This is a genomic window from Cellvibrio sp. 25HG11W-0 (assembly GCF_057815475.1).
In genome coordinates this window covers 2,293,629-2,312,595 of the sequence record NZ_CM174230.1, presented here as the reverse complement: position 1 = coordinate 2,312,595, position 18,967 = coordinate 2,293,629, and the positions used below count along the sequence as shown (strand labels likewise).

The following is an 18,967-nucleotide window of genomic DNA, read 5'->3' as shown; positions in this document are numbered from 1 at the left end:
ATCCATGTTAAATAAAGATGCCCTGCAACAGCTCTCCCAGTTAAAAACCACAATCGTTGCACAAAAGGATATAGCCCAAGGCCATATTCGTACCACCACCAAACGCTTTGGATTTCTCGCCTTAGACGATGGCCGCGACGCCTTTATTAACCCTGAGCAAATGATGCGAGTACTGCCCGACGATCGCGTCGAGGCAGAAATCAGTACCAATGCCAAAGGCCAATTCGAAGCCAAATTACTTCAGCTGATTAAACCCGGCCTAAACGAATTTGTTGGGCGTTATGTCAACAAAGGCACCACTGACTTTGTTGAGCCGGACGTAAATAACTTCAATCGCTGGTTATTTATTCCCCCGCAAGAACGCAAAGGTTATAAAGTTGGCGATTTAATACACTGCAGCATTTCCCGTCACCCATTCAACAACGATGGCAAAGTACAGGTTCACATTCACTCCCGCCTCGGTGCGCTCGACGAGCCAGGTATAGAAAGCCGCTACAGCCTCGCTAAATTTCAACTGCCCAATGAATGGACACCCGCGGCACAAAACCAAGCCAGCAGCATCAATTGGTCAGCCTTAGCCTTTGATCAAGGTGAGCTCGATCTTACCCACCTGCCCTTTGTCACCGTTGATTCTGAAAACACACGCGACATGGATGATGCTGTCTATATCGCCTCTACAGAGCACGGCTGGGAGCTTATTACCGCGATTGCCGACCCCACAAAACATATCGATATCGGCAGCCCACTAGAGCTGGCAGCACGCGAACGTGCAAGCACCGCATATTTGCTTGGCCAAACCGTCACCATGCTACCTGTCGATTTGTCGCACGACACTTACTCACTCGTGCCAGAACAAAAACGCCCAGCGCTTATTTGTCGCATGCAAATAACGCCCCAAGGTGAGATTACACATTATGAGTTTGCTGAAGCTCAGATTCGCTCACAGCAAAAACTCAGTTATCAAATAGTACAAGAAGCGCTTAGCGGCATTAAATCGCTGACTGAAAACAAAGTCTCCGCCAGCGACGACCTATTCAAGATGCTGCAAGAATTACAGGCCTTTGCGCAAGCGCGCGCCGAATATCGCCAAACCCACGCCTTGGTGATGGAAGATCGCCCCGATTATTTTTATATGCTTAATGACCAGAAAAAAATTGAGTATGTAGACAAACGCGAGCGCAACATGGCGCACCGCATCATCGAAGAGGCCATGCTGGTCACCAACCTCTGTGCGGGCGAACTCTTTATGCAACACCCCGGCTACGGCTTATTTTCAAGCCATATCGGTTTTCGTCCTGAGCGACTAAGCGATGCGAAAGCTCTCGTGCAGGAAGATCGCCCCGACTTAACTGTGGGCGATTTAAGCGAGCTCAATGAATTCCAAGCGCTGTTTAAAGAACTTCGCCTGAACCCAAGTCAGCATCCCGCCAATGCAGAACTGCACTCTTTATTACAGCGCATGCTTCAAGCTGGCTCACTTTCAGCTGATCCTATCGCGCACTTTGGCTTAGGCTTTAAAGCCTACGCCATGGTTACCTCACCGATTCGGCGCTATCACGACTTCTATAACCATCTCGCCATAAAACGCATCTTGCGCGGGCAGGCGAGCATTCAGCTCGAGCAACATACGACGACTGAACTCGCCCAACAACTGCAGCATCAACTCAATCAAGGCCGCCAAGCATGCCGTCATGCAGAAAGCTGGCTCGGCTGCCAATTTCTTGCACAACATATTGGCAGCGTTCACCCCGGCACCATAGCCTTGGTGAATTCATTTGGTATTGGTGTAAAACTTGAGGACTGGGGCTTTGATGGCTATGCGCTGCTCGCACCGAAAGACGGCGATATAAAAGCGCAATTCGATGCGCGCCGCCTAAGTCTGACCATTGAAGGTAAGAGCTACAAACTAGATCAAAAAGTATTTGTGCTCATTAAAGCTGTAGACATAGAAAAGCGCAAAGTAGAACTGGAGCTTGTTAGCGCCGAAACGGCGGAACGACTCAGCGCTTGGCTTTAATACGAAAAATGCGTGAGGGCGTAAATGGCAACACAGTTTTGGCTATTTAAAGCGGAACCGCATATTTACGGCATTGAACACTTGGCGGCTGCACCTAACCAGGTTGGCCGCTGGGATGGTATACGCAACTACCAAGCGCGCAATTTTCTGCGCGATCAAGTTGCCTTGAATGATGAAGTGTTTATCTACCACAGCAGCTGCAAATATGTAGGCATAGTAGGCACGGCAAAAATCATCAAAACTGCCTACCCCGACCCGACCCAATTTGATCCTACAAGTAACTACTACGACCCCAAAGCAACCAGAGAAAAGCCGCGCTGGGTTTCCGTAGACATTCAGCTTACACAGGTATTTCCTCAGATAATTCCGCTCGCAAAAATTAAAGCGCAACCACCCCTAGAAAACATGGTACTCATTAAACAAAGCCGGCTATCAACTCAACCGGTAACAGCCGCAGAGTGGGAGTTTATTCACAGAGAACTAATGGACTAACCAACTGCACCAATACAGCGGCTGCTTTAGGTTTTAAGTTGACCCATTTTGCCGCGACTAGTTGTTGTTTATAAGAACAGCAAACCTAAACAAGCACAAATAAAACCTAATCAATAGGAGCCAGCAAGCTCCACAGCAAGCGGTGAAGTTTGCATCATTCTTTAGCAGAATCTTTCAATTGATTTTTTGATACTGTAAGCGCACCACCTACAAGCTCAGCTGCATCTTTAGTTTCGCTCTTTCGCACCTCAGTCACCGGCTCTAGCCCCACACCAGAATCATCGCCATCTTCCTCATCTTCTTCTGCCGTACCATCATTTAATTGGCTCTCTTCAATTAAAATTGACTCGGGAGTTTGAATACCTATGTGATAAGCCGCAAACCCTGGCAGCACAACTTGATCGAGCGCCATACCTAACACACGGCCCTTATAAAGAGACACAATACGGCTACGCGCATTGGTAATTGGGTCAGTTACTGTGCCCAGTACGTCACCCTCATTGACCCTGTCCCCCAGTTCAACACTGCTGAATAAAATGCCGCTTTGATTAGCCCGCACCCAAGCCGACTTGTAATACACGGGTGCAATACGATTCCATTTGCGCTGCTTACCGTACATACCGAGGTTAGCGAGCAGCTCATTAATAGCAGCAGCCCCCTCAATAACAACTTCGCGCTGCATAGCCATAGGTTCGCCCGCCTCTATAGTTACTGAAGGGACGCCAGCGCGCACTGCCGCCGCGCGCAAAGAATTAGGGTTACCGCGCGTATTAAGCACCGCTACAGCACCAAAGTTTTGCGCTAAACGTGCAACATTCTCATCACTCAAGTCCGCGCGCAACTGAAGCAAATTGGTGCGATGAAATGATCCAGTATGTATATCCACCAAGGCGTCACAATGCCAAATAATTTTGGTGAAAAAAGAGTGTGCCAAACGCGAGGCAGCGCTGCCACGGGTATTTCCTGGGAAGTAACGATTCCAATCGCGGCGATCAGGTAAGTAACGCGAATTGCGTCTAAAACCCATGATGTTAGCGACAGGTACGCCAATCAGTGTTCCCGTAAGCTTTTCGGGGTTTACACCATACATAACACGGCGAATCATTTCGATACCGTTAAGCTCATCGCCATGCACGGCGCCGGTTAAACAGAGAGTTTTGCCAGGCTTAGCACCATTAATCACCAGCACAGGGGTTTCTTCGCTAAACCCACCCATAACGCTTTCAGAGCTCCAGGTTAAGCGTACCGACATACCTGGCTTAACATCTACACCTAAAATATTTTTTGTTGCATCCAACACCACTAATGACTCTGTCATAGGCACATCAACTGCCGGCGCTACAGATGCTACAGAACCTGACAAACCCAGCTGCGCTGCCGATGAAGACACGGCAGTGCTGGACGCCTGCGCACCAACAAGCGCAAGCTTTGCTTGGGATGAGGCACTATTACCTTCATTACTGGCTAATTGTGCCGCACTGGATTTTTGTACTTTCTTTTTAGATGAGGTTACTTCTTTTGAGGTAGCCGATTTACTGGAGGAAGCTGATTTGCTAGAAGAAACTGATGCCGTATTTACAACAGCACTATGCGAAGCATCAAATTCAGCTGAACTTGCAGACACATTAATTGCAGCACTCGATATATCCGCCGATACTGATGAGGCAACTGCTAATACTTCACTTGATGGCTGCGCGCGCGCGATCGCCCCATCGCTTTTTACATCAGCAGCATTGATAACACTAGCTAAACTCGACGTTGATTTAGCATGTGCACTCGAAATAGGCGGCACATCTACAACATTGTTAAGTTTACCAGTATTGTCAACGCCACTTGATGCGCTTACTGCCGAGTCAGCAGCTCCTGTCACTTGTGCATGAGCGGCTCCCCCACACAAGGCCGCAACCATAAAGCAACGAAAAAAAAGATTAAGTGCACTAAGAGAGCATTGCAGAAAAAAAGTCGCTATTGACGTCAAGCCCAATAGTTTGCACATAAATAAAATATCTCAGGAAGCTAAATGTAAAAACAACTGCAGTGATGCAAAAATAATCTTGCATGTCCTTATGCATAAGAATAATTCCGATAAAATTTTTAGCTCTACACTTTCCCACTCCAACATCAACAAGATATTAAAATCCTTTAATTTCAATATCATCAAAAATAGATCATACACAATACCATTAGTAGTACCATGCTTAGGATTTTCTCGAATTTTTAATGCTCGTCGACGCTTTAGCTCTACCTTGGCACAAGCTGAGGATTCTACCATGTCCTGACGCAGTTCCACTAACTCGCTGGGAGCAAGTCGACGCGAGGCAGAGCCTTCAACATCCGTCGTTATGGTATTTACACCACGCAGTTCATTTTCTGTGCCAGAAGAGTCATCTCAGCGCAGTCGAGAGCTAGATAAATACCACGCCAATGTTTCTTCATAATTAACGATGTCATTCTTAAAGTCGACCCCCTCCCGATAGGGGCGTCGGCGTGAACTATCCCAATCAACTCCTGCTCAGCCCCAAATTCGATCGCAACTGGAAGAGATTTAAGCTGCTAGACGATGCGAAAGCGTAATCGCTCATCTATCAGATCCAACAGCTTCAACCCACTCGCGGTATCAGAGTCTCGGTCGACCGGCTCCCCCGACCGAAAAAATACGATCACGCGAGGGATTGAAAACAAGCCAGTTAAGACCATGAGAAAAATCCAGCATTTTGAAGTGTATATCGCCGACGATAAAATCACGGTCGCTCGTATTCTTGCCCAGCTTCACTAAATCGCCCGTTTCTCAGCACCTGTCGGGACTTTAAAAAGTAAAGGTCAGGAAAATTGTCCGGCATAGTCACGAGCAAATTGCGCTGCAATACGCCCAGAACGGGAGCCTCGCTGGGTTGCCCAGCGATTTGCATATATGACCGCCTCTTCATGCGCCTCATCCGGCACCCTGTACTCTTTAAGCCAGTGTTTAACGGCTTCAAGGTATTCATCCTGCGAAAAACTATAGAAGGATATCCAGAGTCCGAACCGCTCGGACAGAGAAATTTTTTCTTCTATTTCCTCACCAGGATGAAGTCTGTTATCTGCCCCTCGGGTCATATTTAAATTATCTGACATACGCTCAGCAATGAGATGACGGCGATTGGAGGTGGCGTAGACGAGGATATTGGTGGCCTGTCCCGTTATGGAGCCATCCAAGGCAGATTTGAGACGTTTATAACCGATGTCACCCTCTTCAAACGACAGATCATCACAGAATAAGATGAACTTGCCCTGCTGGCGGCTTACGATATCGATAACTTCCGGCAGATCACCGATGTTTTCTTTGTCTATTTCAACCAGCCGAAGACCTTGACGGTGAAATTCATGCAGACATGCTTTGACGAGCGAAGACTTGCCTGTGCCACGTGAGCCCGTAAGCAGAACGTTATTCGCTGGCTTTCCTTCAAGAAACTGAATTGTATTTTGCCGAATGAGTTTCTTCTGTCGATCTACCGACTTCAGCTGATCAAAGCTGATCAGTCCTGGGGTCGGAACAGGAAGCAAAACCGCTTTTCTTCCCCCGTGCGTCAGACGGTATTGCCACTGAAAGGCGATGACATCGGGGTCTAATTGCTGGCCCTGTTCGGCAGGGTATGCGCGTTCCAGAGTATCCGCAATCCGTGTTAACTGTTTCAGCAACTCGTGCTGGAGTGGAGTAGATTGATTGGCGATCATTGCGTGTAACCCGGGTTATCGATGGAGGGTTAAGCTTGCCAATAGCGGCCACTTCTGTCTAACGATGGATAGACCTCGATCGTCGATTAATGGACATTTTCGGTGGATTAGGTGTTATTAGTAAACGCACCGTGACGACAGGCAAGCCCTGCTCAACCCGTGAGCCGCCTTCCTATGGGTTATGCAGGGTCCATCAGTCAGACGCTTTGTGTTGCGATCGCTGAAAAGCCGTTGGAGCGATACCGAACTCTCGGCGGAACATTGCTGTAAAGGCACTTGGATTGGAGTAACCGGCCTCCAACGCGACATTAAGAATACTTCGTTCTAGCGCGAGCTCTTCGAGTGCCACGAGCAACCGGGCTTGCTTTCGCCATTTTCCGTAGGTGATACCGAGTTCACGGGCGAACCACCGCTGAATGGTCTTAACGTTAACGTCCAGATGAATGGCGCATTCGCTCAGCCCCCAATCTAAAGTCCGCGCAGCCACGAGGCGATGGCACAGGTCGCGCAGCGGACCTTTTTGAGGAAGCGGCAAAAAAACCGCTCCGATTTCAGCACGAGACAGCTCCTCAAGCAGCAAGCTGAACACAAGTTCGTTACGCCGATCCGGGAGCTCGTTTCCATCAATTTGTGACGCTGTTATCACGAGCTCTTGGGTTAACGGCGTGATCTCCAGTACCACGCAGTCACTCCCCAGACTGATCGTTCGTTCGTCAAGATAGAGGCTTTTGATGCTGACGGCACCAAGCGTTCTGGTTCGGTGCCGAACGCCAGCAGGTATCCACAATGCATAGTTGCTCGGCACTACCCAGCAGCCACTCTGGGTGGTGACTATTAACATCCCTTGGGTTGAAAGCAGCACCTGTGCCTGCTGATGATGGTGCACGTCGATATCGATACCATCTTTTAAATCTAGAGCGAGGGTCGATATACCGCTGGCCGTTGCAGCTACGCTATTGCTGGATGGAAAATGCTTTGAGATATCCATAATTCAATGACAGGCGCCCTTTAGTCGTTAGACGGACCACGGTAAATCGTAGCATTATGACTCAGGTGATGCACACACTAGGATCTGCCGACCTCAGGGCACAAGTTTGGTTTGAGCGCATAGTTATTAGTCGGCCCCGTAAATACTTTTATGCATTAACTAATTTTGGGCGCAACAAATAAACTCAACTTGCTACGAGAACTTTATGAGTCAGTCTATTTTAAATGAAACTCCAACCCCTTTATTTTTAGACAATCTACAAAAGATCGCTATTGTCTTTTCCAGCTGGCATAAATCTATAGTTGGGAATGCGGTGAAAGCTTCAAAGGAGTATTTTGAAAAAAATGGAATTCCGAGCGATAAAATCGCTATTTATGAGTTACCTGGCGCATTTGAGCTCCCTTTGCACGTCAAAAAGCTCGCACAAATGGGAGAATTTGATGCAATCATTGCGTGTGGCTTCGTCGTGAATAGCGGAATATATAAGCATGACTATGTAGCTTCTGCTGTGATTGATGGCCTTATGAGAGTTCAATTGGAATCTGGGGTGCCTGTATTTACTGCCGTGCTTACTCCACATTATTTTCACGAACACGAAGACCATATTGACTTCTTCTCGCAACACTTTACTAAAAAAGGAACTGAGGTAGCAGAAGCGTGTTTCCAAACTCTAGCAAGTCTTTACAGGCTAGAGAAGAAGTGCGCTTAACAAGTAATTTTCAGCTTTCATTGATTAGCTTGCTCTTGCCATCATCGTCAGCAACAAGAACTTGGCTGCTGCCCGATGTGACTAGGCACAAAAAATAAAAAGCCCATGAAACATGGGCTTTTTATTAGCTAATTACCAGTCAGTACTAACGAGCATCTATCGCGGGTTCACTCCCACTCAATGGTCGCTGGTGGCTTGCTCGACACATCGTAGCAAACACGCGAAACCCCAGAAATCTCATTGATAATGCGCCCAGACACTTTCTCTAATAGCTCATAGGGCAAGTGAGCCCAGCGCGCAGTCATAAAGTCTACGGTTTCAACAGCGCGTAAAGAAATCACCCACTCGTAACGGCGACCATCACCTACTACACCAACAGATTTAATCGGTAGGAACACGGCAAATGCTTGCGAAGTTTTGTGATACCAGCCAGATGCGTGTAGCTCCTCCAAAAAGATTGCGTCTGCTTCACGTAAAATATCAGCATATTCTTTTTTAACTTCACCGAGAATACGCACACCCAAACCTGGGCCAGGAAATGGATGACGATAAACCATGTCGTAGGGTAAGCCCAATTCCAAGCCTATAGCGCGCACTTCATCTTTAAACAATTCACGCAGTGGTTCAACCAACTTAAACGCCATGTCGGCTGGTAAACCTCCCACATTATGATGCGACTTAATCACATGTGCCTTGCCAGTTTTAGCGGCAGCCGATTCGATAACATCAGGATAAATCGTACCCTGCGCCAACCACTTAACATCTCTAAGCTTGGTCGCTTCCACATCAAACACATCGATAAAGGTGCCACCAATAATTTTGCGTTTTTTCTCGGGATCATTTTCACCCTTCAGGCCGTTGAGAAACTGATCCTGTGCATCAGCACGAATTACCTTAACGCCCATGTTTTTGGCAAACATGTCCATCACTTGATCGCCTTCATTTTTACGCAGCAAACCGTTATCGACAAACACGCAGGTCAACTGGGTGCCAATGGCCTTGTGTAAGAGCGCAGCTACAACGGATGAATCTACGCCGCCCGAAAGACCGAGCAACACCTTATCGGTACCCACAAGCTCACGCACTTTTGCCAGTGCATCTTCAACAATATTTGCGGGCGTCCACAATGTTTCACACGCACATAACTGCAATACAAAGTGTTCAAAAATGCGCTTACCCTGCAGCGTATGCGTCACCTCTGGGTGAAATTGGACGCCGTAGAATTTTTTGCCTTCATGATACATACCCGCAATCGGGCACGACGGCGTTGATGCCATCAAGCTAAAGCCTTCGGGCATTTGCGTGACTTTATCGCCGTGGCTCATCCATACATCAAGCAGAGAGCTACCATCAGCGCTTACATGATCTTTAATATCTTTGAAGAGTGAGCTTTCGCCCTCAGTCTTAATTTGCGCGTAACCAAACTCGCGCACATTAGAGCCTTGCACCAAACCACCCATTTGCATGGCCATGGTTTGCATACCGTAACAAATGCCCAGCACCGGCACACCTAAATTAAATACTACGTCGGGCGCACGAGGAGAGCCTTCGTCAGTCGTCGATTCAGGACCACCGGCGAGAATAATACCGCGCGGATTATAGGCGCGAATCTCTTCTTCGCTCATGTCCCACGCGCGAATCTCAGAGAAGACACCAATTTCCCGCACGCGACGTGCAATTAATTGCGTGTACTGTGAGCCAAAATCCAAAATTAAAATGCGCTGAGCGTGAATATCGTGAGTCATGCTGATTCCTGCAGAAAATATAAAAAGAATTCGATTTGTATGTGACTTAAATGAAAAACTCGGGTAGCACCCGAGTTTTTATGGCGATAGGACGCGCGTATTAGCGCCCGCCACCGACAGGATAGTTAGGCGCTTCTTTGGTGATTTGCACATCGTGTACATGGCTTTCGCCCATGCCCGCCGAGGTCACACGCACAAACTCTGGCTTAGTGCGCATTGCTTCCAAATTTTCACAGCCGGTGTAACCCATGGCTGAGCGCACGCCGCCCATCATTTGATGCACGATAGCGGTAAGCGAACCCTTGTAAGGAACACGCCCCTCAATGCCTTCAGGTACTAACTTTTCAGCCCCTTCGCTTGCATCTTGGAAGTAGCGATCGCTAGAGCCAGAAGTTTGCGCCATGGCACCCAATGAACCCATACCCCGGTAAGCTTTATAAGTACGACCTTGAAACAGCTCAACTTCGCCTGGCGCTTCTTCAGTACCAGCAAACATAGAGCCCATCATAACCGCATGCGCGCCCGCCACTATAGCCTTGGCAATATCACCAGAGTAACGAATACCACCATCGGCGATAGTAGGTACACCGGTACCTTCAAGTGCAGCAACCACATTGGCGATCGCAGAAATTTGGGGAACACCTACACCACTGACAATACGCGTAGTACAAATTGAACCAGGGCCGATACCCACTTTAACCGCATCAGCACCGGCTTCCACTAAGGCCAAGGCCGCAGCACCCGTGGCGATATTGCCGCCGATGACTTGCACGTCTGGGTATTTGGTTTTGATGGCACGTACGCGATCCAGTACATTTTTTGAATGGCCGTGAGCGGTATCAACAACCAACACATCCACACCTGCCTCTACTAAGGCATCGACACGCAAATCGGTATCGCGGCTGGTGCCAACGCTGGCGCCTACCCGCAAACGACCTTCAGGGTCTTTAGAAGCACTGGGATATTTTTCAGCTTTGTTAATGTCTTTTACGGTAATCAACCCGCGCAAATCAAATGCGTCATTCACAACCAACACCTTCTCGATACGGTGTTTGTGTAAAAGATTCCGAATCTCTTCAGAGGAAGCACCTTCTTTAACAGTAACCAACTGTTCTTTGGGTGTCATGATGCTGGATACGCTTGCATCGAAATTGGTTTCAAAGCGCACATCGCGGCCAGTCACTATACCGACCAAGTTGCCTTTACTTAGCACCGGCACGCCAGAAATATTGTTTTTGCGAGTCAAGGCAATTAAGTCGCGAATAGTCGCGCTCGCATCGATAGTGATGGGGTCTTTTACCACACCAGCTTCAAATTTCTTTACCGCACGCACTTCCGCGGCTTGTTCTTCAATCGACATGCTTTTGTGGATAATGCCAATACCGCCTTCCTGCGCTATGGCAATCGCCAAACGCGCTTCGGTTACCGTATCCATAGCCGCAGACACGAGCGGGATATTCAACTGTATTTTGCGCGTCAATTGGGTTTTGAGGGACACGTCTTTCGGGGTAACTGCGGAATAACCGGGTACCAGCAAAACATCATCAAAGGTGAGCGCTTCTTCAGCAATTCGCAACATATTCCATCCAACCTCAAAACAGGGAGAAAATAAACGCGGAATTATAGCCACTTGTGGCCTTTGGGTAAACCGAAACCACAACATATAGTGGATTAACCTTGTTTCATGCTCAGGCTATCCCGCTTGCGCTGCATCCCCTAGAATAGCGACCATGAATAATTACGACGCCACTTCACCCAACACAAACACCGCATCTGAACGCGAGATCATCAGCGTTAGCCAGCTGAATCGCCGCGCCAAACAGCTGCTCGAAACCCATTTACCGCTATTGTGGATTGAGGGAGAGCTGTCGAATGTCTCCATTCCCTCTTCTGGCCACTGGTACTTCACCCTTAAAGATGACCAAGCCCAAGTGCGCGGCGCCATGTTCAAAAACCGCAATATGCTCGTGCGCTTTAAACCCCAACAGGGTCAGCAAGTATTAATTAGGGCGAGAGTCAGCCTATATGAAGGGCGTGGCGACTATCAATTAATTGCAGAACACATGGAAGAAGCTGGCGCTGGCGCCCTGCAGCGCGCTTACGAAGAACTCAAAGCCAAACTGGCGCATGAGGGGCTGTTTAGCCTAGAACACAAAAAACCACTACCGCCACTGCCGCAACACATAGGGGTTATCACTTCACCTACCGGCGCTGCGATTCACGACATATTAAATGTACTGGAACGCCGCTTCCCAGGCATTCCCGTCACCCTGATTCCCGTAGCCGTGCAAGGCAAAGAAGCAGCGCCGCAAATAGTGCGCGCTCTGCAACTTGCCCAGCGCTCAAAACTGTTTGATGTATTGATTTTAGGGCGCGGCGGCGGCTCGCTCGAAGACCTTTGGCCTTTCAATGAAGAAATAGTCGCACGCGCAATTTTTGCGTGCGATATCCCCATCGTCAGTGCCGTAGGGCACGAAGTCGATTTTACCATCGCCGATTTTGTCGCAGATTTGCGCGCCCCCACCCCTTCAGCCGCCGCAGAACTCATCACCCCTGATGCGGAAGATTGGCTGGATAAATTTATCGGCTTTGAAGTACTGCTCGAAGACGCCATTAATAACAAACTGCAACACCTGCAGCAAAAAATCAGCTGGCTGCGCTCACGCTTGCGCCACCCCAAAGACAAATTAGAGCAGCAAGCCCAGCGGCTCGACAACCTAGAGCTGCGCTTAAAAAATCACCTGCAACGCCAACTAAGTGCACACACCAGCCGCTTTGAACAATTGCGCCTTCGCCTACAAGGCCAACACCCCAAGCTGTTGCTGAATAAATTCAAAGATCGCTTAAACCACGCACAGAATCAGCTACAAGACCTGCAGCGCTATCAACTAGAGCGCAAACAACAGCGTTTAGCTGCTGCCGCACGCCTACTCAACACACTAAGCCCTCTTAATACCCTAGAGCGTGGCTACAGTATCATTACCCATAAAGACGGCAAACTTATCACTCACAGCAAAGCACTAGCGGTGGGCGATACATTCAAAGCAAAGCTGGCGAAGGGGTCTATCACCGCACAGGTTGAAAGCCTACAGCAAGAGTAAATCTACTGAAAAATTTATATCAATGATCTGCCCTAATTGCACTCATGGGCTGCGCCAAGTATATTGGCGCCTTTCTTGTCGGGGCGCCTTGGTGATTGCACATCATTCGGAGGCTGAGATGGGCTCGGCCCAACCCGTAGAACCTGATCAGGTTGAGACCTGCGGAGGGAACAAGGCATCTCTGCAGCCCGCCTGCGCGATACCTCCCAAACCCCGCTGCCTCAACCCTACTTTGAGGCGCTGCGTTTTAGACCATGACCCAAGCTACCCCCCAAGATATTGCCATAGCCGGTGCCGGGCTACTCGGTCGCCTGCTCGCTTGGCAGCTGCAACTTGCAGGCTGCAAAGTCACCCTATTTGAAGCGGGCGATTTCAATCCTACCCAAGCCCAATCCTTACGCGCCGCCGCCTTTACCGCCGCCGGTATGATCGCCCCCCTAAGCGAAGCGGTGGTCTCCGACATTCATGTTTATCGCATGGGTTTATTTGCCCTTAAGCAGTGGCCGCTGTGGCTAAGCCAACTTAAACGCACAAGCAGCCCGCTATTTTTTCATCAAGGCAGCTTGGTTATAGCCCACCCGCAGGACGAAACCGAGCTAGTGCAATTTGAGCGAGAGCTGGCATTTGTAGTACCCGAGTGCAGCGGCTACAAACGCGTTAATCAGCAGCAAATTCAACAGCTGGAGCCAGACTTAAACCCACATTTTTCGCAGGGTTTGTACTTAACGGAAGAAGGCCACCTGCACAACCGCGAATTGCTAGAAGCGCTTGGCGATGAACTCAAAGCCGCAGGTGTAAATATTCGCGCGCACACGCCCGTAGACGTTTCCACTCACACTATCACCCATGAAAAGGGCGCAGAAAAATTTGATTTGGTCATCGACTGTCGCGGCCTAGGCGCCAAAATACAACAGCCGCAACTGCGCGGTGTGCGCGGTGAAACCCTGCATGTAGAGACCAAAGAAATCGCCCTGCAGCGCCCCGTGCGCCTTATGCACCCGCGCTACCAGCTTTACATAGTGCCCAAACCAAACCATCGCTTTATTATTGGCGCAACCCAAATCGAAAGCGAAGACCGCTCGCCGGTTAGCCTTCAGTCCAGCCTTGAACTCAGCAGCGCGCTCTACACCTTATCGCCCGCGTTTGCCGAGGCGCGCATTCTTGAAATGGACGTTAACCTGCGCCCCGCCTATATGGACAACATGCCCCATATTCAGCAACAGGACGGTTTGATTAGTGCGAACGGATTATTTCGCCACGGTTATTTGCTAGCGCCAGCGGTGGTGGAAAATATTCTCGCGCATATTCTGCAGCGCAACGAAAAACCCTTTGAAGATCAGCTCAGCACACCCTTAACTCGCAACCCACAGTCAGAATTTATTGCAGGCCACCCATGATTAACATAAGCCTCAACAATGAACCCAAAACCCTAGCACCGAATACTGCACTCAATAACGCGCTGCAACTTTGGGGTTTTGGCGATAGCAAAATAGCCGTCGCTATTAACCGCGAATTTGTGCCCCGCTCCAGTTACGGCGAACACATTTTGCAAGCTGGCGACGAAATAGACATAGTAAAACCCGTCGGAGGCGGTTAAGCATGAGCAACCAAGCACTCTATTCACCCACGCAACCGCAAAAAGATTTCACGCTTTATGGCGAGAGCTTTTCCAGCCGCTTTTTGTTGGGCACCGCGCTCTATGCCTCACCGCAATTAATGCGCGACTCAATCGTGCAATCGCGCGCCGAAATCGTCACCCTCGGTTTACGCAGGCAAAACCCGGCAGACAGGTCCGGCGATGCAATTTGGCAATATATTCAAGAAAGCGGCTGCCGGCTACTGCCCAACACCGCCGGTTGTAAATCCGTAAAGGAAGCCGTAACTCTTGCCGAAATGTCGCGCGAAATTTTTAATACCGACTGGATAAAACTAGAAGTGGTGGGCGATGACTACAACCTGCAACCCGACCCTTTTGGCTTGGTAGAAGCCTCAGAAATTCTGATAAAAAAAGGCTTTAAAGTTCTGCCCTACTGCACCGACGATTTGATTTTGTGCAAGCGTTTAATCGACGTAGGCTGCGAAGTACTCATGCCCTGGGGCGCACCCATTGGCACCGGCCAAGGCCTACTCAACCGCTACCATTTAGGCACACTGCGCGAGCGCATTCACAACGTGCCCATGATAATCGACGCAGGCCTAGGCGCGCCCTCACAAGCCGCCGAAGCCATGGAAATGGGATTTGATGGAATATTATTAAATACCGCCGTAGCCAAAGCGCACAACCCGCCACTCATGGCCGAAGCCTTCGCCGATGCAATCGACGCCGGAAGAAAAGCCTACAAAGCCGGCCTAATGCAAAAACGCTCCACCGCCAGCCCCAGCACACCCACCATCGGCCAACCGTTTTGGCATAAGAACTAAACACGCATGGATTCGCACCACCCACCTACGACCGCACAAACGTAGGTTGGGCTGAGGCACGAAGCCCCAACATCTCCATGGTCAACCTAAAACCTTAAACACAAATGAGCGACAGCTTAGGGGTTTTTAGTTGCATCACCCTAAGCGGCGAATGTGAAGTGTTGGGGTTCGTACCTCACCCCAACCTACGCGCTACTCACAATCCTTAAATGGCGGCTTTAGTGACTGTGAAAACACCTTAGTATAAGAGGAGCCCGAATAAATATAATATTCCTCACTATATGAACAATCCTTTATGTAACCATAGGTATTAAGCAAGATTCGCCAACCATTAATAACGCCTTCTATATGGTCAGGATATTTTTCCAACAACAACGCTGGAACCTCTGAAACATTAGGAACCGACAATGTGTCATATGAACCCATATCCAACTCAGGAAGAAGCCTATAAACATCTCCTTGTGACACAAAAAAATAACTGCCACATGCAGCTCCCCCATGGCAATCAGGTGAACAAATAGCCTCAGGCTTACCGTCCATATTAATATCATTGTAAGTCTCGCAACTAGGAAGCTCACCAAAATATTCATCTGACATATAGGCAGTTATAAATAGCTCAAGGTTTGCAATAGAGTTGGGATCAAGTAAGTGAGAGTGTTCCGCAAGGAATTTTATGCGTTCGCGATAAGACAAAAGAATACACAGGTAATCATCCGCGCAACGATTCCTTTTCTGTAGCCAGTTTCTTTGAGACTTCCTTACAAGCTCTTTATCAGAGGCATTATCTAGTGCGTATTTGTAATGCACAGCAAGTAAATCATCATATGCACCCAAATTATAATCAGGATCATTGTTACATATTGCACGCTCAGTTAAGTTTAAATTATCACCCAAACAAGAATAGGACGTTGCATTAATACAAGGAAAACACATTACCAGCATTAAAAAAATTAGAGCTTTAATTTTCATAACGAACACCGTTAATACTCGAAGCACAAGGAAACAACAAAAGCATCCTTCACCCTGAAAATATTACAACTTTTTTATAATTCTATTGACCCGAAGCTTTACATCGAATCAATAGCATCTAACTAACCACCTAAACCAAACTCTTACTAACCACCTCAAACACATCCTTAGAAAGTTTTGGCTCAGCCATTATCCGCTCTAGCTGTGCCTTCATCAGCGCTTGACGCTCGGGTGAATATTTTTTCCACTTGGTGAGTGGTGTTAATAAACGCGAAGCGATCTGTGGGTTTTGGGTGTTGAGCAGAATAATTTGATCCGCTAAAAACTCATAGCCTGCGCCTGCATCGGCGTGGAAGTTGATGGCGTTGCCATTGCAGAAGCTGGATATTAGCGCGCGAATTTTGTTGGGGTTTTTGGCATCAAAACCTGAGTGTTGTTGCAAGCTTTTAACACTGGCTAAAGTGTTGGGCAGGCTGCAGGTAGCTTGTACCGTGAGCCATTGGTTGACCACGAGGGATTCGTCTTTCCAGCGGGTGTAAAAATCCTCCAGCGCTATTTTTGCCAGTTCTTGCGCGAGCGGCGCTTCAGTATTGACCAGTTGTGTGAGCGCGGCCATTACATCGGTCATGTTGTTGGCGGTGCGGTATTGGTGTTCGCAGGCGCGAATTAAAGTTTCATCTTCCAGCAACATTAAATAACTGAGCGCGACATTTTTTAAGCTGCGCACGGCTATGGCGTCTGCCGTTGCCGCATAGTCTTGTTGGTGATTGTAGGCGTTGTAGATATCCGCAAAATCCGCGCGCAGTTCACGCGCTAATAACTTACGCAGCGCACTGCGGCTAAAGTGAATGGCTTCTACATCTACCACCTCGGCCAGTTCCGACATATAGGCTTCTGTGGGCAGGCTGAGCATATAGGCGACCATGGCTTGGTCGAGGCTGGTGTCTTGCAGCAGGCTGCGATAAGCGGCCACTACATCCCCATCTAAACTCAGCGCGGTTAAATCATCGCCGCGTTTATAGGCAAGCATAACCTCTTGAATTAGCTGCAGGCCGAGTTGTTGGCTTGCTTCCCAGCGGTTAAAGCCATCGCTGTCACGGCTCATTAATACAATTAAATCGGCGCGGCTGTAGTTGTAGTGCAATTTCACTGGCGCGGAGAAACCGCGCAGCAGACTGGGCACCGGCTTTTCCTGCACGCGTTGAAACACAAAAGTTTGCTCGGCGGCGGTTAGCTCTAATACTTTGTGAGTGTTGTCGCCGGTCTCAAAATCTGGCTCGGCATCCTTTAAGTAGAGTGGTAAATCACCCGCCGTACCCAACAGACCCATGGCGATAGGAATATGGAAGGGCAATTTTTCTTTGCACTCGGGTGTTGGTGGGCAGCTTTGTTTGATGGTGAGTGAATATTCTTGCGCATCTTCATCGTAGTGATCGGTAACTTGCAAACGCGGTGTGCCCGCCTGCCCATACCAGCGTTTGAATTGTTCTAGGTCGCGACCCGAGGCATCTGCCAGTGCCGCCACAAAATCTTCAGTGGTTACAGCTTGACCATCGTGGCGATCAAAATATAAATCTGTGCCCTTACGAAAATCTTCTTTGCCCAGCAAGTTCGCCAGCATGCGAATAATTTCGCAGCCTTTTTCGTAGATGGTCATGGTGTAGAAGTTGGAAATTTCTATGTAGGACTCAGGGCGAATGGGGTGTGCCATGGGGCCTGCATCTTCGGCGAATTGCAAGGTGCGCAGCAGAGACACATCCTCTACCCGTTTAACCGTGCGCGAGCCCATGTCAGCGGAGAATTCTGAATCGCGATAGACCGTAAAGCCTTCTTTTAGACTCAACTGAAACCACTCGCGACAGGTAACGCGGTTGCCGCTCCAGTTGTGGAAATATTCGTGCGCTACTACGCCTTCAACGCGCTGAAAACCGCCGTCGGTGGTGGTTTCTGGTTTGGCCAGCACACAGGAGGTGTTGAAAATATTGAGGCCTTTGTTTTCCATGGCGCCCATGTTGAAATCGTCCACCGCGACAATCATGAAAATATCCAGATCGTATTCGCGGCCGTAAACATCTTCGTCCCAGCGCATGGAGTGTTTAAGCGAAACCATAGCGTGGTCGCACTTGTCTAAATCTTTCGCTTCCACAAATATTTTTAAAACTACATCGCGCCCAGAACAGGTGGTGAAGGAGTCTTCAATGTGCTCCAAATCACCGGCGACTAAGGCAAATAAATAGGCGGGTTTTTTGAAGGGGTCATGCCAAGTAGCGTAGTGGCGACCGCCCTCCTCTTCCCCTTGCGCGATGAGATTGCCATTAGACAAGAGCACGGGATATTTTTTATCCGCCACCACCGTGGTGGTGAATTCGCTCATCACATCGGGGCGATCAAGGTAATAGGTGATTTTGCGGAAGCCTTCAGCCTCACACTGAGTGCAATACATGGTGCGCGACTTGTACAGACCTTCAAGTGAGGTGTTTAGCTCTGGCTTGGTTTTAGTGAGGGTGATGAGTGTAAATTCTTCTGGCGTATTTAATAAGGTCAGAGTTTCTTCACCAAATACGTACTGCTCCGGCGTTAATAGCTCGCCGTTGAGCGCAATAGAGACCAACTCTAGATCGGCACCGTGCAGCGTTAACTGCGTAGCAGCTATTTTGGCCTCGGGGTTGCGATAGAAGTGCAACATAGCGCTCACGAGGGTTTCACCCGCGCGAATATCAACGCGCAAATCTGTCGTCTTAATTAAATAATCGGGTACCTGATAATCTTTTAAGTAAATGGTTTGCGGTTGTGCGATGGCAGCAGTCATAG

General features: G+C 48.8%; 14 protein-coding genes and 1 riboswitch. Of the genes, 7 read left to right on the top strand and 7 right to left on the bottom strand.

Annotation, left to right across the window (positions count from 1 at the left end):
* Nucleotides 1-4: 4 nt before the first annotated feature.
* Nucleotides 5-2,017, top strand: a complete 2,013-nt coding sequence (locus tag AC0KUT_RS09650) for a VacB/RNase II family 3'-5' exoribonuclease (RefSeq protein WP_488835467.1) — start codon at nucleotides 5-7, stop codon at nucleotides 2,015-2,017.
* A gap of 24 nt (nucleotides 2,018-2,041) precedes the next feature.
* On the top strand, nucleotides 2,042-2,509 hold the full coding sequence (locus tag AC0KUT_RS09645) for an EVE domain-containing protein (protein WP_488835466.1): 468 nt from the start codon (nucleotides 2,042-2,044) through the stop codon (nucleotides 2,507-2,509).
* A gap of 154 nt (nucleotides 2,510-2,663) precedes the next feature.
* Here AC0KUT_RS09645 and AC0KUT_RS09640 read toward each other — a convergent pair whose 3' ends face one another.
* From AC0KUT_RS09640 to AC0KUT_RS09630, 3 genes are all read right to left on the bottom strand, one after another.
* Nucleotides 2,664-4,379: a succinylglutamate desuccinylase/aspartoacylase family protein gene (locus AC0KUT_RS09640; RefSeq protein ID WP_488835464.1), complete on the bottom strand. Its 1,716-nt coding sequence runs from the start codon at nucleotides 4,377-4,379 to the stop codon at nucleotides 2,664-2,666.
* A gap of 950 nt (nucleotides 4,380-5,329) precedes the next feature.
* Nucleotides 5,330-6,223: an ATP-binding protein gene (locus AC0KUT_RS09635; RefSeq protein WP_488835462.1), complete on the bottom strand. Its 894-nt coding sequence runs from the start codon at nucleotides 6,221-6,223 to the stop codon at nucleotides 5,330-5,332.
* Between the two features lie 193 nt (nucleotides 6,224-6,416).
* Nucleotides 6,417-7,211 carry an AraC family transcriptional regulator gene (locus AC0KUT_RS09630; RefSeq protein ID WP_488835460.1) on the bottom strand — a complete coding sequence of 265 codons (795 nt, stop codon included), beginning with the start codon at nucleotides 7,209-7,211 and terminating at the stop codon, nucleotides 6,417-6,419.
* A 205-nt stretch (nucleotides 7,212-7,416) separates the two neighbouring features.
* Here AC0KUT_RS09630 and AC0KUT_RS09625 point away from each other — a divergent pair, with 205 nt between their 5' ends.
* Nucleotides 7,417-7,920, top strand: coding sequence for a 6,7-dimethyl-8-ribityllumazine synthase (locus AC0KUT_RS09625; protein ID WP_488835459.1), 504 nt, complete (start codon nucleotides 7,417-7,419; stop codon nucleotides 7,918-7,920).
* Between the two features lie 167 nt (nucleotides 7,921-8,087).
* Here the strand turns inward: AC0KUT_RS09625 and guaA are convergent, their stop codons facing one another.
* Together guaA and guaB are read right to left on the bottom strand one after the other, a co-directional pair.
* Entirely contained in the window at nucleotides 8,088-9,665 is a 1,578-nt protein-coding gene (guaA, locus tag AC0KUT_RS09620) for a glutamine-hydrolyzing GMP synthase (protein ID WP_488835458.1), read from the bottom strand.
* Nucleotides 9,666-9,765: 100 nt separating this feature from the next.
* Nucleotides 9,766-11,244, bottom strand: a complete 1,479-nt coding sequence (gene guaB, locus AC0KUT_RS09615; RefSeq protein WP_488835456.1) for an IMP dehydrogenase — start codon at nucleotides 11,242-11,244, stop codon at nucleotides 9,766-9,768.
* A gap of 151 nt (nucleotides 11,245-11,395) precedes the next feature.
* On the opposite strand from guaB, the gene xseA reads away from it, so the two are divergent.
* The 4 genes from xseA (at nucleotide 11,396) to AC0KUT_RS09595 (ending at nucleotide 15,187) form a co-directional block, all read left to right on the top strand.
* Entirely contained in the window at nucleotides 11,396-12,766 is a 1,371-nt protein-coding gene (xseA, locus tag AC0KUT_RS09610; protein ID WP_488835455.1) for an exodeoxyribonuclease VII large subunit, read from the top strand.
* 69 nt (nucleotides 12,767-12,835) lie between these two features.
* Nucleotides 12,836-12,953: riboswitch (TPP riboswitch) on the top strand.
* A gap of 67 nt (nucleotides 12,954-13,020) precedes the next feature.
* On the top strand, nucleotides 13,021-14,163 hold the full coding sequence (thiO, locus tag AC0KUT_RS09605) for a glycine oxidase ThiO (RefSeq protein ID WP_488835453.1): 1,143 nt from the start codon (nucleotides 13,021-13,023) through the stop codon (nucleotides 14,161-14,163).
* Nucleotides 14,160-14,363 (top strand): sulfur carrier protein ThiS, encoded by a 204-nt coding sequence (thiS, locus tag AC0KUT_RS09600; protein ID WP_488835451.1) that lies wholly within the window; start codon nucleotides 14,160-14,162, stop codon nucleotides 14,361-14,363. The genes thiO and thiS overlap by 4 nt, the downstream gene beginning before the upstream one ends.
* Nucleotides 14,364-14,365: 2 nt before the next feature.
* The gene (locus tag AC0KUT_RS09595) at nucleotides 14,366-15,187 is read left to right on the top strand and encodes a thiazole synthase (protein WP_488835449.1); all 822 of its coding nucleotides are present in this window, start codon (nucleotides 14,366-14,368) and stop codon (nucleotides 15,185-15,187) included.
* 192 nt (nucleotides 15,188-15,379) lie between these two features.
* Here AC0KUT_RS09595 and AC0KUT_RS09590 read toward each other — a convergent pair whose 3' ends face one another.
* Nucleotides 15,380-16,156: a lysozyme inhibitor LprI family protein gene (locus AC0KUT_RS09590; RefSeq protein ID WP_488835447.1), complete on the bottom strand. Its 777-nt coding sequence runs from the start codon at nucleotides 16,154-16,156 to the stop codon at nucleotides 15,380-15,382.
* Between the two features lie 130 nt (nucleotides 16,157-16,286).
* The gene (gene pepN, locus AC0KUT_RS09585) at nucleotides 16,287-18,965 is read right to left on the bottom strand and encodes an aminopeptidase N (RefSeq protein WP_488835445.1); all 2,679 of its coding nucleotides are present in this window, start codon (nucleotides 18,963-18,965) and stop codon (nucleotides 16,287-16,289) included.
* Between the last annotated feature and the right edge of the window lie 2 nt (nucleotides 18,966-18,967).